Source organism: Fibrobacter sp. (genome assembly GCF_017545445.1).
In the GTDB taxonomy this organism is placed as follows: domain Bacteria; phylum Fibrobacterota; class Fibrobacteria; order Fibrobacterales; family Fibrobacteraceae; genus Fibrobacter.
Window position 1 is genome coordinate 18,808 of sequence record NZ_JAFWOM010000011.1, and the last position, 11,641, is coordinate 30,448.

Sequence of the window (11,641 nt, forward strand, 5' to 3'; positions counted from 1 at the left end):
GCAATAATAAATCTATTCGATAATATGCGGATATTGCTCATGGGAGCGATTAATATCATTGACAAAACATCTATGGTTGCCTAGTTGCGAAATTTTGATTGGTTAATTTAACAGACTTGTGTGATTTTACTTTTTTGGATTTATATTTAAAGTAATCCATTTTGCTTTTGAAGGCTTTTGGATGAACAATAAACTTATCAGGAGAAAATTATGACTGCAATCATCGGTGCCGTTCTACTTCTGCTCGTTGTTGTAATGAGTATTGCGATGCTCTTCAAGTCTCCGCTAAAGGCTTTGGTTTCAGGGGGAATGTTCAAGCTTGCCACTGCCAAAGGCCGTGCTATTTTTGTAATCACTTTGCTGTTGCAGGTTTTCTTTGCGATTCTTCTTTTGCAACTTGGCCATATTATTTCCCCTTGGCTTTCTCACAACATCACTAAAATCGTTGGCATAGTCGTTGCTGTTTATTTGACTCTGAATTGCATTGCCAGTTTTTCGACGAAAAACAAGAAAGAGCTACTTGTTAAATTTTTACTTGCTGCTGTCACTGCGGTTTGCTATTGGTTGAACGCACTCGCTTACTAGTTTGAACTTATTATAGTAAACGACATTAAAATTTCCCTATTAAGGTCTGTTATGCCGGCTACTGCGATGCACTGAGCTACGTCGAAGTGTGCCGGCACCAGTTTCTTATTTGAGACTATTCTTATTACGTTTATTATAGTTTGAATTTCGACTTTTTAATAGAATATTTTCACGATTAGCGAGCCCACAATCGTCGAAACAATAACGCTCACCAAACCGGGGCGCATAAAACTGTGGTTCAGCAAATACTTGCCGATGACGGTCGTACCTGAACGGTCGAAGTTCACGGTCGCGATATCGGAGGGGTAATTCGGGATAAAGAAGTATCCGTAAACGCTCGGGAGTACTCCTAGAAGCACTGGGCCTTCGATGCCTAGGCTATAGGCAAGCGGGAGCATCGCAGCGACGACAGCTCCTTGCGAGTTGATGAGTACGCTTACGGCGAAGAACGCAATCGCGATGGCCCACGGATAATGCTGTACAATGTCCTTGAGGCCTCCCTGCATCACGTCCATGTAGTTTGCAAAATACGTATCGGCAAGCCAGGCGATTCCGTAAATGGCAACGACGGCGACCATGCCGCTTTGCCAAACTGCGCCTGCTACGGCTTTTTTGGGGTTTGCTTTGCAACAGATAATCATAAACGCAGCCGCAGAAATCATCACGATTTGGATGATGATGTTCATGGCGAGCGGCTTTATCTCTGCGATACCGTTGATTACTTTGCCTGTCGGGAACTGCGGACGGATGTCGTGACCGGTAATTTGGAAAATGGAAAACAGGACGATGACGGCGAGTGCAGCAAGGAAAATATAGACGGCACGTTTTGCGTCCTTGGAAACTTCTTTGTCCAAAACGGAGGCGGTGCTTCCGTACATATACTCTTTCATTTGCGGGTCTTTGAGGCGAGCTTGGAAAGCGGGGTCTTTGTCAAGATCGAGACCGCGTTTGTATGAAACTGCCGCAGCGGCCATGAGTCCGCACAAACATGCAGGAATCGTGATTGCAATGACTTGCAGGTTGTTGATGCCAAATCCGTTCTTGTTCGAAATGATGACAAACGAAGCGACTGCTGCGGCAATCGGTGAACACGTAATGCCAACTTGTGAAGCGACCGAGGCTACAGCACAAGGACGTTCGGGGCGTATTCCTTTCTTGAGAGAAATGTCGCAGATGATGGGCATCAGCGTATAGACCACGTGACCCGTGCCAACAAGCACCGTTAAGAAAAATGTGCAAAGCGGTGCAAGAATCGTGATGTGGTTCGGGTGTTTGCGCAACAGCTTTTCCGCAATCTGGATGAGCCAATCCATACCGCCCGAAGCTTGCATGATGCCCGCGCATGTTACCGCCGCGATAATGATGTAAATGACATCTGTAGGGGGCTTTCCGGGTTTCATGCCAAAGCCGAGTACCAAAATGGCAAGGCCGATTCCCGAAATGGCGCCGAGGGCGAGGCTCCCGTAACGTGAACCCACGTACAGTGCGAGGAGCACAATTAAAAGCTGAATAATCATGAGTGCCATAAAAATCTCCGTCTTTTTATCTATTATACATTTAAATTGAAAGTATGAATCAAATAATTTTGAAACAGGGTGGAAAATTTCTATCTTAGCTTTCGAATCGGTCAGTTCGAAACCATCCTGACCTTAGGTCGCGGCTTTCTTGAAAAAGTCCGTGAGCCTATAAACCAAAACTAGGAGACAACATGCGTTCAGAAGCTGAACTCGAAGGCGTTACGCTGCTTGGCAACAACAAGACGCAGTACAAGACGACCTACAGCCCCGAAGTGCTCGAAAAGTTCCCGAACAAGCATCCGGGTAACGACTACATGGTCACGTTCAACTGCCCGGAATTCACGAGCCTTTGCCCGAAAACGGGTCAGCCGGACTTTGCCGAAATCAAGATCAATTACATTCCGGACCAGTATTTGGTGGAATCCAAATCGCTCAAGCTTTACATGTTCTCGTTCCGCAACCACGGGGATTTCCATGAAGACTGCGTGAACATCATCATGAAGGATTTGGTGAAGTTGCTCGACCCGAAGTACATCGAAGTCGAGGGCATCTTCATGCCGCGTGGTGGCATTTCGCTTTACCCGTTTGCAAACTACGGCAAGCCGGGCACCGAATTCGAAGCTATCGCCAAAAACAGACTGTTTGCCGCTATAGATCGTAGAAAATAGAGTTCTACGTCATTCTGGAGGGTTCGTAGAACCCGATAGGATCCAAGCCGAAGCTGTCATCCTGAACGCAGTGAAGGATTCAGTGAAGTCTTGAAAAGCGCAGGCGGAAATTGACTGGATCCTTCATCCCTAAAGGGATTCAGGATGACTCCATTGCGAGCCTGTTTACTAACCACTGTCTACTGCCTACTTCTAACTGTCTACTTTCTCCTAACCCCTAATACCTACAACCTAAACCCTACAATGCAAAACGAACTCATCCTCATTGCTTCCATCTTCGTGTTCTTCGGTGGACTCGTCGCTTTCTTCCGCTTCTTCGGCAAGCAGGGCATTTTCGCCTGGACCGTCATTTGCACAATTGCAGCCAACATTGAAGTGCTTATTCTCGTGCATGCCTTCGGGCTCGACACCACGCTCGGTAACGTCATTTTCGCATCATCGTTTTTGGCAACGGACATCATGAGCGAGGTCTTTGGCAAAAAGGAGGCAAGCCGCTGCGTGAAAATCGGCATCCTTGCAAATGTCACTTTCATTCTCATTTCGCAAAGCTGGTTTCTGTACATCCCCGCCGAGGGCGACACCATGGCTGAACCGATCCGCACCGTTTTCTCGAATACGCCGCGTGTGATGCTTGCGAGTTTGTTCGCATACGCGGTCTGTGAAATGTACGATGTGTGGGCTTACCATGCCGTCTGGAAGTGGTCCGAAAAGAAGTTCGGCGACAAAAAAGGTTACTTGTGGCTGCGCAACAACGGCTCTACGCTTGTAAGCCAGTTGATTAACGTGGTCGTGTTCAACTTGCTTGCGTTCGCGGGCGTTTTCCCGTGGAATACCATTGGTGAAATTCTCGTGTTTGGCTACGGCATCTTCATCGTGACGTCGCTCATGGACACTCCGTTTGTCTATCTAGCCCGCCGTATTGCCGAAAAGCACCCGGAATTGTTGAAAGAATAGGGTATCGGTGGGATGGGACTGGTCAAGGACGCTATCTCGGTTGGTATGTGTCTTTGGGCTATGGGTTATGGGGTAAGAGCAAAACTTTTTATCTCTTAAATTTGTATATTATAAAACGTTAAACTTAAAATTTGAAAAGAGGATTTTATGAAGTTTTCTCATGCATTGCTTTTGGCCAGCTCCCTTGCATTCTTCGCTTGTGGTGGTGATGACGATGATTCTCCGACGGGGGCAAATAGCCGTTATGATTGCTCCGTGACGGGAGGCGTCAAGGTTGTTTATCCGACTATTAGTGAACAATTTAAGATTGGCCAAGAAATTACGGTTGTTTTCGGAACAGATATCGAAGACAATGGTTATAAGATTGTGTTTAAGAAAAATGCTTCTGACATGGGCGTTGATTTGCTCGAAGAAGCTTATGACGCTGTAATAGATGGCAAGACTTGTAACGAAGTGAAGGTTAAGCTTGACGCTAAGCGTGGTGTTGAACCGACCTTGACTGGTATTATTCGCGTTGCTCCGTACAATAAGCAGAATAAGGGGAACAACTCCGAACTCTTCATTGTCAAGGAATAATGAATCCCCTGTTCAACGATTCTAGCATCACCGTAGCCATTGTCGGCTGCGGTGGTTTTATTGGTTGTCATCTTCTTGATGCTATTTTGACGCGCACGCAGTGGCGTGTTTTTGGCGTTGACTTGGATTTTTACCGAATCCAGCATAGGCTTAGCAACGAGCGTTGCGAGTTCATGGTTGCTGACTTAGCCGATAAAAGTGTCGTTGAACGCATTGCGAAGTATCCGGTTGTGGTGAACTTGGCTGCAATTTGTACGCCGAGCCGCTACATGGCGGAAGCTTCCGAAGTTATCCGCAGCAATTACGACCATCCAGCATCGTTGGCTGAAGCTTGTGCCAAGTCGGGCTCGTGGTTGATTCATTTTTCAACGTCTGAAGTCTATGGCCGTACGTCAGCCGATTCCGGTTTGCTCGTCGAAGACGAAACTGAACTGACGTTTGGGCCTGTGTCGGCGAGCCGCTGGAGCTATGCGACTGCGAAACTCCTCACGGAACGCTATATCGCGGGACTCAAGAATTTGAAGTGGACCGTGGTGCGACCGTTCAACTTTGTCGGGCCGTACATGGACTTTATGCCGGGGGTCGATGGTTCCGGCATTCCGCGTGTGCTTGCGAATTTCTCGTCTGCACTTGTTCGCGGTGAACCGCTCAAGCTAGTGAATGGTGGAACGGCAAAGCGTAGTTTTACGAGTGTATTCGATGCTATTGAATTCTTGTTCGCGCTTTTCGAAACCGGAAAAATGGGCCGTGTGTCTGCTGCTTTGGGTGCTGCAACGGAGGTCAGTAAGTTGCCTTTCTCCCAAGCGTTCAATGTCGGGAATCCTGATAACGAAATTACGATAGCCGAACTTGCTCACAAAATGCGGAAAATCTTTGCTGAAATCAAGGGCGTATCTCTTGAATCAATTCCTGAACCGGAAAAAATCTCTGGCGTAGAATATTACGGCAAGGGGTATGACGATTCCATGCGCCGTTTGCCTTCAGTGGAAAAAGCGGAACGCTTGCTCGGTTTCAAAGCCCAAACTCCGATTGACGTGGTTCTGCGAGAATCCCTCACATGGTTTGTTATGCATTACGGATTTCCTAACCACTAACCACTGCTTACTAGCCACTTATGACCAACGACTACTTCATCTTTGTTCCTGCATATAACGTAGAAAGAAAACTTTGCGAAGTTCTTTCTAAAATCGACGAATCCGTTTTGTCGCGTGCTCACGTACTTGTCATTGATGATGGTTCGCGTGACGGTACGGCGGTCGCTTATCAAAAGTTTATTGAATCCGATTATTTAAATACATCGGAAGGTGAAGATTGTCTCAAGAATCGTTTTGAATATTTGAAGTTTGAAAAAAACAAAGGTTACGGAGCCGTTGTCAAAAAAGGGATTGAAAAGGGTCTTGCATCTGGAGCTGCGTTTATCGCTTGTCTGCACGGTGATGGGCAATACCCTGCCGAAAAATTGGGCGAGTTTTTTGAAGAAATGGAAAACCGTAACCTGGATGTGCTGCAAGGTTCGCGCCTCGCTGTTGCTGGGAATGCAAAACGTGGTGGCATGCCTCTTTACAAACGTTTAGGCGGGCGAGCTTTGACTAAACTTGAAGATAAAGCGTTTCGTGTAAAGCTTACGGATCGTCACAGCGGCTTTATCGTTTATTCTTCCCGGTTCTTGGAAACGGTAAATTTGAGCCGCCTCAGTTCGTCGTTCGATATTGACTTGGAGCTGATTTCATTGGCGGATTCTCAAAATTTTGCCATAGCGGAATTGCCGATTCCTACGTGCTACGATGGCGAAAAGTCGAATTTGAACGTAGTCACATACGGCGTGCGTGTCTTGCGGCAAATTTGGCGAAGAAAGAAAAAAAGGTAATTCCTAATACCGAACTAAATCGTCCAATGGTATTCAAAGCCTAGGCTTACGAAACAATCGATGGTCGTTCTTCCGATTGTCGTGGGTGCGGCACCTGCGTCCGGCGATGGTGCCTCGTAAAGGTCTCGACCGCGGCTTGAAAGCCCTGCACGTAAATCAACTCCGTAATGTTTTTTGAAGACGAACTGCCCGCCGATTCCGAGCAGAGCTCCTTTATAGACATCTTCGAATTTTATACGGTATTGATAGGCTCGCGACGGCTTTTTGACATCGCTTTTGAGTCCAATGTCTTCGTTATAGAACGTGTATTGGAATCCGATAAATGCGAGTGGCGTAATGTCTAGCCAAGGCGTGACAGGGTATGTCATGGAGAAAAGCACATTGAGCCCGATATCGTGCTGCCCAAATTCCCAATGGTCGAGCTCACGATAAATGGTATCGGAGTTGTCTGTTTTCATATCGCGGTTGGAATAGCGGTACATGAATTCCACGCCGATAAAACCGTGCCACGTGAGGCCTGCATAAATAGAAAGGTAGGGGTCTGCATCGTCGATAAAGTTCCAGAGGCTTACAGAATCTTTAGTAATGCGGTAGTTGCGGACTCGGCTTCTGGTGTGGTTTTTGGTCCAGTTGTCCGGCGTGAATGGGAAATGCGCTTGGGAGTATCCAATGCCCATCCCTGCCCAGATTTTTAAATTGGGAACTTCTTTGTACAAGTCGTCGGGTTCCGTTCTCTGCTTGAGACGTTCTTCTTTTGTGAGGCGGCGCTTGGTGCGTTTGTCGAAAAAGGTTGATGCGATGTCGTCGCTGAGAGCGATCTTGTCGTTATTCGCTCTTACGATGCCTGCTGCTTGGGGTTCCTGTGATGTTTCGTCAAAGATGGCAATTTGGAAATTTTTGCCTTGGGGGGCGATAAAGAGAACGATATTGTCTTCTAGCGCTTGTATTTTTGCGGCCATGCCGGGGTGCCTTGCTCGCAAGTAGCTAGACTGCAATCCTTTTTCGAGATTGTTCGAAAGCCAAGATCCGTAACGTGTGGCTATGGTGTCGCGTTCCCATTCGCCTAGTTCACGGCACTTGGGGTCGCCAATGCCCGTATTGTTGCGACGGAGCGAAAGGCAGAATTCCGAAGCGTTGATGGGGGAATCTCCGTTCAAAGCCCAAATCAAGATCGTCGCGTCTTTCCAAAGCGTGAAGCGGGAATCGAAGTAAACTTCAGAAGCGCTTGCCCATGCTGCAAGGAATATTAAAACGGTGAGGAGTTTTTTCATTTGCCAACTCCTGCGATAAGATTCTTGCGGATTTTTTGGACTGCAATTTGGATAAGATTTGTTAAGTTTGCGAGTTTATATGTTGTAATGGGCTGCTGGATTTCGTCAACGGCACTGAATAGCGGACGTTGCTTTATGTTATCCCAAAGCGTATAGGAAAAAATCGCACTGACGTTTTCTGGCTTGCGGATGCTGCCGCTTTCGTTGTGAATCAGCGCATAGTCAAAGAAGTCTTCTCGCTTCAAATCCGTTCCGATGATGAACTCGTGCAAAATGAGGACCATGGAAGGCTCGTTGCCTGAGGCGTCCTTGAGGGTTACGCCTTGTTCCGGAATGTGTCCTTTGATGAAAATGCGTTCGTCAAGCTTTAGGCTTTCTTCGGGGAATTTGGTGATTGCTGAATCCGAGAGTACGGTCAGTTTTCCGTAGCCCTTGCGCAATTCGTCCTCGAATATTTTTCGGCAATGTTGCGTTCCTTTAATTTGTACGCTATCTTTGTCGATTTCGAGACGCTTGGCAAACCATGATGAACGCGAAATGACAAATGCGTTCTCGACGCCCGTCACCGTTATACCGCCATAAGGAGCCTTATGGTATAAAGGGTGACTTGCTGTCCAATGATATGAGTCTGCACACCCGGTGAGCATGCAAAATGCAAATCCAAAGGATAGTATGGACTTCTTGAACGTCATTTGTTCTCGGTGATTTCGCAGAAAAGTTTATGCCGTTTTGAAGGTCGGTTTAAACGGCACCCCATTTTTCGCGGTATGCATAAACGCGGTCGAGGATTCCTTCGGGAGCGTTAATGGCCTTGCGGTTTTCTTCTTTTTCGAGGAACGCGATGATGTCGTTGATGTTTACGATGGAGTGCGCTTCGATGCCGTATTCGTCTTGAACGGTTTGCAAAGCGGACTTGCCGTTTTCAAGCTTTTCCTTGCGATCCACGGAAATGAGGAGGCCCACGACGTTTGCGTTTTCAATCTGTGAAAGTGCCTGCATCGTTTCGTTCACGCTGGTGCCTGCGGTAATCACGTCTTCGATGATGACGACGTTCGTCTTTTCGGCATACTTGTAACCGACGAGAGAGCCGCCTTCGCCATGATCCTTGACTTCTTTTCTGTTGTATGTAAATGTGAGGTTCTGGGCGTAAAGGTCCGAGAGCTTCATGGCGGTTGCTGCACAAAGAGGAATGCCTTTGTATGCCGGACCGTAGAGGTTCTGGGCCTTGCCATCGAAATGAACCATGAATGCAGAAGCGTAAAATTCAGCAAGCTTTGAAAGCGACGCTCCTGTGCGGAACTCTCCAGTGTTGATAAAGTAAGGCGTTTGACGACCGCTCTTGGTAATGAAGTCGCCAAATTTGAGAGCACCTGATTCTACGAGAAAGTGTACAAAAGTATCTGTGTTGTTCATTGAAAACTCCTAACCTTTTGCTCCTGCGAGGAGCGATATAACTTCTGAGATTACGTTGTAATCAGTGGCGAACTGGATCGCGAACATGGCGACCAAGCATACAACGCAAAGCACTAAATACCAGTGGAAAGATTTTTCGAAACCTTTGATTTTCATCTTGAACAAGAGCCATACGACAAAGCTCAAGATGGCGCTAAAGACCCATGCGGCCGTCGTGTTCAAGGCTGCAATGCGGCTCACTGCAAATGTTATCGCAATCCCCGGCATAAAGAAGAACGCGAAGCTTAGAACGACGAGCAGCGCAAAGCCGACGTAGTAGGCCAGTCCGCGGTCTTTTTTGATGATCACTTGAGAACCGATGGTCGTCTGTTCTTCTTCGCCTGTCATTGGGTTCACGAACGTTTCAGGCTTGAACTTCTTGTACGGCGAGGCGGAAACTTCATCCTTGGGCTTTGCCGGTCGAATGACTTCACCTGTCATCGGGTTGATAAGTTCCCCTTGTGAAGAAGAGTCTTCTACCGCTGCCGGTGCGACTTCAGTAGGCGCTTCAATCTTTGTTTCGTTGACGGCTTCTTTGCCTACATTGTTGTCCACTATTGTGGTCGGATCTTGAGCGGGGGCTTCGTTTTTAATTTCTTCTGACATAGGTGGTCTCTCCTAGAGAATGAAAGTTCTGCCTGCATAGACGAATACGCGATGCTCAAGCCACAGTTTGAGGGCTGCGGACAAAGTGCGTTTTTCGATATCCTTGCCTAATTCTACAAGTTCATCAATGCTTGCTGTTTCGGGCACGCGCTGGATGTCCTGACAAATGATCGGCCCTTGGTCGAGGTCTTCTGTCGCGAAGTGAGCTGTTGCTCCAATAATCTTCACGCCCTTGTGCCATGCCTGGTGGTAAGGCTTCGCTCCCTTGAATGCTGGCAGGAATCCGTGGTGGATGTTGATGATGCGGTACTTGAATTCTTCAGTAAATGCTTCGCTAAGAATTTGCATGTAACGCGCGAGGACGATGGTGTCCGTGTTAGTTTCTTTGATGATTTCACGGAAGCGATTTTCCGGAATGCTCTTGTCGGGGTTGGACGGCACATAGTAGAACGGTACGCCGAAGGTTCCGCCGACAGGGCCTAAGTCCGGGTGGTTTCCGACAATGCAACTAAACTCGCAGGGGAGGTCGCCGTCGCGACGCTTCAAAAGTAAATCGTAAAGGCAGTGGTCCGTTTTGGAAACGAAAATGGCGACGCGTTCAGTCTTGGTCGTATCGAACAACTTCCAGTTCAGCTGGAGGTGCGGACCGATGGTTTCGAGGTGTCTTTTGACTTCGGGAATGCCATCCGCTTCGATGTCGAAAACGGCACGCAAGAAAAATGTTTCGATATCTTTTGCAGTGTGCTGCTGGAGGTCAATAATATTGGCACCGGCTTTCGCAAGTACTTGTGTGGTGCCGGCAATAAGCCCTTTTTGGTCGGGACAATGAATCTGGAGAATATAACGAGTCATAGACATGCTATAATATTAAAAAAATTAGGTCTCATTACCAATAATTTTGTAATCTTATAGATAAAAAATAACTAACATTACAATATTATTAGGAATTAATTAAAAGAGGATTGTCCAATGGAGAGAATGAAATTATTCAAATTGGGGATATGCTCTGTGCTTGTCGCTTCTCTTGCACAGTCTTTTGCTGCACCGCCTAAAGCGTGGGATGCTATTTTTAATGCGGAGGGTCAGGGCGAGTATTCCGCAGCCAAAATTGAGGGAGACATTCGCTTTGGCGAATACACCCACTACAAAAACGTCCAACCGGTTTCATTCCGCGTGGTTGACGGAAAATTCGATTTCTCCGTTGCTGGTAACATGACGGTTCCGGTGAAAATGATTGAAGATCCGGGTTTCTATGAAAACTGTCGTAATACGATGGAAGCTTGGGTTTCGTATTTCGACAAACCTCGTCGTTTTGGAAATGATGAGCTTATCATCTATATTGCCGGTGTCGATTTAGCTTGCGGCAATGATTTGTTCAATGTCCATGATTTACGTATAAAGTTTACAAATCCGATGGCGCAGAAGGCTTGGGTTGCCGATTATGAAGGCCGCCAGAAGTTCAAACGTGAACAGCTCTCGGAACTCCGCAAGGCCGAACAAGAACATCGTGCCGAAATTCGCGATAAATCTACGTCGTTTACGGACCCGCGTGACGGACAAGTTTACCGCATCATCAAGGTGGAAGGCCGTGAATGGTTTGCTCAGAACGTGAATTACAATGTCGAAGGGCATTCTTGGTGCTACGAAGACAAGGATTCCTACTGTGCCCGCAGTGGCCGTTTGTACGATTTGGAAGGCGCCCGCAAGGCTTGCCCGGAAGGCTGGCATTTACCGCGTGACCGCGAATGGTCCGACATGCTCAAGGGGCTCACGGGTTGCTTCGATGGCGTTGACAAGTGTGGTAGCTTCGCTTCCAAGATGAAGGCTACGACTGGTTGGCAGGGTGGTGGCGGTACCGATGAATATGGCTTTACGGTATTCTCCTCGGGTTATCGCAAACTTCTTGGCAAAACCACGGTTCGCTACGAAGAAATGGGCGAATATGCAGGTTTCTGGAGCGCCCAGAACGGTCGTAACGAAACGATCTGGCTGTGGGCGATGGGCCGCATGAGTGACCAGATGGTCCGCCAGCTTGTTCCCGCAACCGCAAAGAACAACGGCTATTCCGTGAGATGCATTAACGGAAATTAGTAGACAGTAGGAAGTAGTCGGTAGGAAGTATTCCGAACGCAAAAAAAAACGAGA

The 11,641-nt window shown here is 47.5% G+C and carries 13 protein-coding genes; 7 read left to right on the forward strand and 6 right to left on the reverse strand.

What is annotated here, in order from left to right; translation table 11 throughout:
- The first annotated feature begins 210 nt into the window (after positions 1–210).
- Entirely contained in the window at positions 211–585 is a 375-nt protein-coding gene (locus tag IKG78_RS01045) for a hypothetical protein (RefSeq protein WP_290938239.1), read from the forward strand.
- A 155-nt stretch (positions 586–740) separates the two neighbouring features.
- Here IKG78_RS01045 and IKG78_RS01050 read toward each other — a convergent pair whose 3' ends face one another.
- A complete protein-coding gene (locus tag IKG78_RS01050) occupies positions 741–2,111 on the reverse strand; it encodes an anaerobic C4-dicarboxylate transporter (RefSeq protein WP_290938241.1) in 1,371 nt (456 codons plus the stop codon).
- 182 nt (positions 2,112–2,293) lie between these two features.
- On the opposite strand from IKG78_RS01050, the gene queF reads away from it, so the two are divergent.
- The 5 genes from queF to IKG78_RS01075 all read left to right on the forward strand — a co-directional run bounded on the left by queF (position 2,294) and on the right by IKG78_RS01075 (position 6,167).
- Positions 2,294–2,770: a preQ(1) synthase gene (gene queF, locus IKG78_RS01055; RefSeq protein WP_290938243.1), complete on the forward strand. Its 477-nt coding sequence runs from the start codon at positions 2,294–2,296 to the stop codon at positions 2,768–2,770.
- A gap of 243 nt (positions 2,771–3,013) precedes the next feature.
- Positions 3,014–3,724 (forward strand): queuosine precursor transporter, encoded by a 711-nt coding sequence (locus IKG78_RS01060; protein WP_290938245.1) that lies wholly within the window; start codon positions 3,014–3,016, stop codon positions 3,722–3,724.
- A gap of 147 nt (positions 3,725–3,871) precedes the next feature.
- A complete protein-coding gene (locus IKG78_RS01065; protein ID WP_290938247.1) occupies positions 3,872–4,300 on the forward strand; it encodes a hypothetical protein in 429 nt (142 codons plus the stop codon).
- On the forward strand, positions 4,300–5,394 hold the full coding sequence (locus IKG78_RS01070; protein WP_290938249.1) for an NAD-dependent epimerase/dehydratase family protein: 1,095 nt from the start codon (positions 4,300–4,302) through the stop codon (positions 5,392–5,394). Before IKG78_RS01065 ends, IKG78_RS01070 begins: the two co-directional genes overlap by 1 nt.
- 20 nt (positions 5,395–5,414) lie before the next feature.
- Entirely contained in the window at positions 5,415–6,167 is a 753-nt protein-coding gene (locus IKG78_RS01075; protein WP_290938251.1) for a glycosyltransferase family 2 protein, read from the forward strand.
- A gap of 14 nt (positions 6,168–6,181) precedes the next feature.
- On the opposite strand, the gene IKG78_RS01080 is transcribed toward IKG78_RS01075, so the two are convergent.
- The 5 genes from IKG78_RS01080 to purU are packed head-to-tail and all read right to left on the reverse strand — an operon-like array spanning position 6,182 to position 10,348.
- Positions 6,182–7,438 carry a hypothetical protein gene (locus IKG78_RS01080; RefSeq protein WP_290938253.1) on the reverse strand — a complete coding sequence of 419 codons (1,257 nt, stop codon included), beginning with the start codon at positions 7,436–7,438 and terminating at the stop codon, positions 6,182–6,184.
- Complete coding sequence (locus IKG78_RS01085) at positions 7,435–8,130, reverse strand: hypothetical protein (RefSeq protein ID WP_290938255.1); 696 nt, start codon at positions 8,128–8,130, stop codon at positions 7,435–7,437. The genes IKG78_RS01080 and IKG78_RS01085 overlap by 4 nt, the downstream gene beginning before the upstream one ends.
- A 49-nt stretch (positions 8,131–8,179) precedes the next feature.
- Complete coding sequence (gene pyrE / locus IKG78_RS01090) at positions 8,180–8,851, reverse strand: orotate phosphoribosyltransferase (RefSeq protein ID WP_290938257.1); 672 nt, start codon at positions 8,849–8,851, stop codon at positions 8,180–8,182.
- Positions 8,852–8,860: 9 nt separating this feature from the next.
- On the reverse strand, positions 8,861–9,496 hold the full coding sequence (locus tag IKG78_RS01095; protein WP_290938258.1) for a hypothetical protein: 636 nt from the start codon (positions 9,494–9,496) through the stop codon (positions 8,861–8,863).
- A 12-nt stretch (positions 9,497–9,508) separates the two neighbouring features.
- Positions 9,509–10,348: a formyltetrahydrofolate deformylase gene (gene purU, locus IKG78_RS01100; protein WP_290938260.1), complete on the reverse strand. Its 840-nt coding sequence runs from the start codon at positions 10,346–10,348 to the stop codon at positions 9,509–9,511.
- Between the two features lie 117 nt (positions 10,349–10,465).
- On the opposite strand from purU, the gene IKG78_RS01105 reads away from it, so the two are divergent.
- On the forward strand, positions 10,466–11,587 hold the full coding sequence (locus IKG78_RS01105) for a fibrobacter succinogenes major paralogous domain-containing protein (RefSeq protein WP_366074502.1): 1,122 nt from the start codon (positions 10,466–10,468) through the stop codon (positions 11,585–11,587).
- The last annotated feature ends 54 nt before the right edge of the window (positions 11,588–11,641 follow it).

Bases quoted from the DNA above. Each gene is read 5' to 3' on its own strand.
- IKG78_RS01045 (WP_290938239.1), top strand. From the start codon at position 211: ATGACTGCAATCATCGGTGCCGTTCTACTTCTGCTCGTTGTTGTAATG.
- pyrE (WP_290938257.1), bottom strand. From the start codon at position 8,851: ATGAACAACACAGATACTTTTGTACACTTTCTCGTAGAATCAGGTGCT.
- IKG78_RS01085 (WP_290938255.1), bottom strand. From the start codon at position 8,130: ATGACGTTCAAGAAGTCCATACTATCCTTTGGATTTGCATTTTGCATG.
- IKG78_RS01075 (WP_290938251.1), top strand. From the start codon at position 5,415: ATGACCAACGACTACTTCATCTTTGTTCCTGCATATAACGTAGAAAGA.
- queF (WP_290938243.1), top strand. From the start codon at position 2,294: ATGCGTTCAGAAGCTGAACTCGAAGGCGTTACGCTGCTTGGCAACAAC.
- IKG78_RS01050 (WP_290938241.1), bottom strand. From the start codon at position 2,111: ATGGCACTCATGATTATTCAGCTTTTAATTGTGCTCCTCGCACTGTAC.
- IKG78_RS01065 (WP_290938247.1), top strand. From the start codon at position 3,872: ATGAAGTTTTCTCATGCATTGCTTTTGGCCAGCTCCCTTGCATTCTTC.
- IKG78_RS01105 (WP_366074502.1), top strand. From the start codon at position 10,466: ATGGAGAGAATGAAATTATTCAAATTGGGGATATGCTCTGTGCTTGTC.
- IKG78_RS01070 (WP_290938249.1), top strand. From the start codon at position 4,300: ATGAATCCCCTGTTCAACGATTCTAGCATCACCGTAGCCATTGTCGGC.
- IKG78_RS01095 (WP_290938258.1), bottom strand. From the start codon at position 9,496: ATGTCAGAAGAAATTAAAAACGAAGCCCCCGCTCAAGATCCGACCACA.
- purU (WP_290938260.1), bottom strand. From the start codon at position 10,348: ATGACTCGTTATATTCTCCAGATTCATTGTCCCGACCAAAAAGGGCTT.
- IKG78_RS01080 (WP_290938253.1), bottom strand. From the start codon at position 7,438: ATGAAAAAACTCCTCACCGTTTTAATATTCCTTGCAGCATGGGCAAGC.
- IKG78_RS01060 (WP_290938245.1), top strand. From the start codon at position 3,014: ATGCAAAACGAACTCATCCTCATTGCTTCCATCTTCGTGTTCTTCGGT.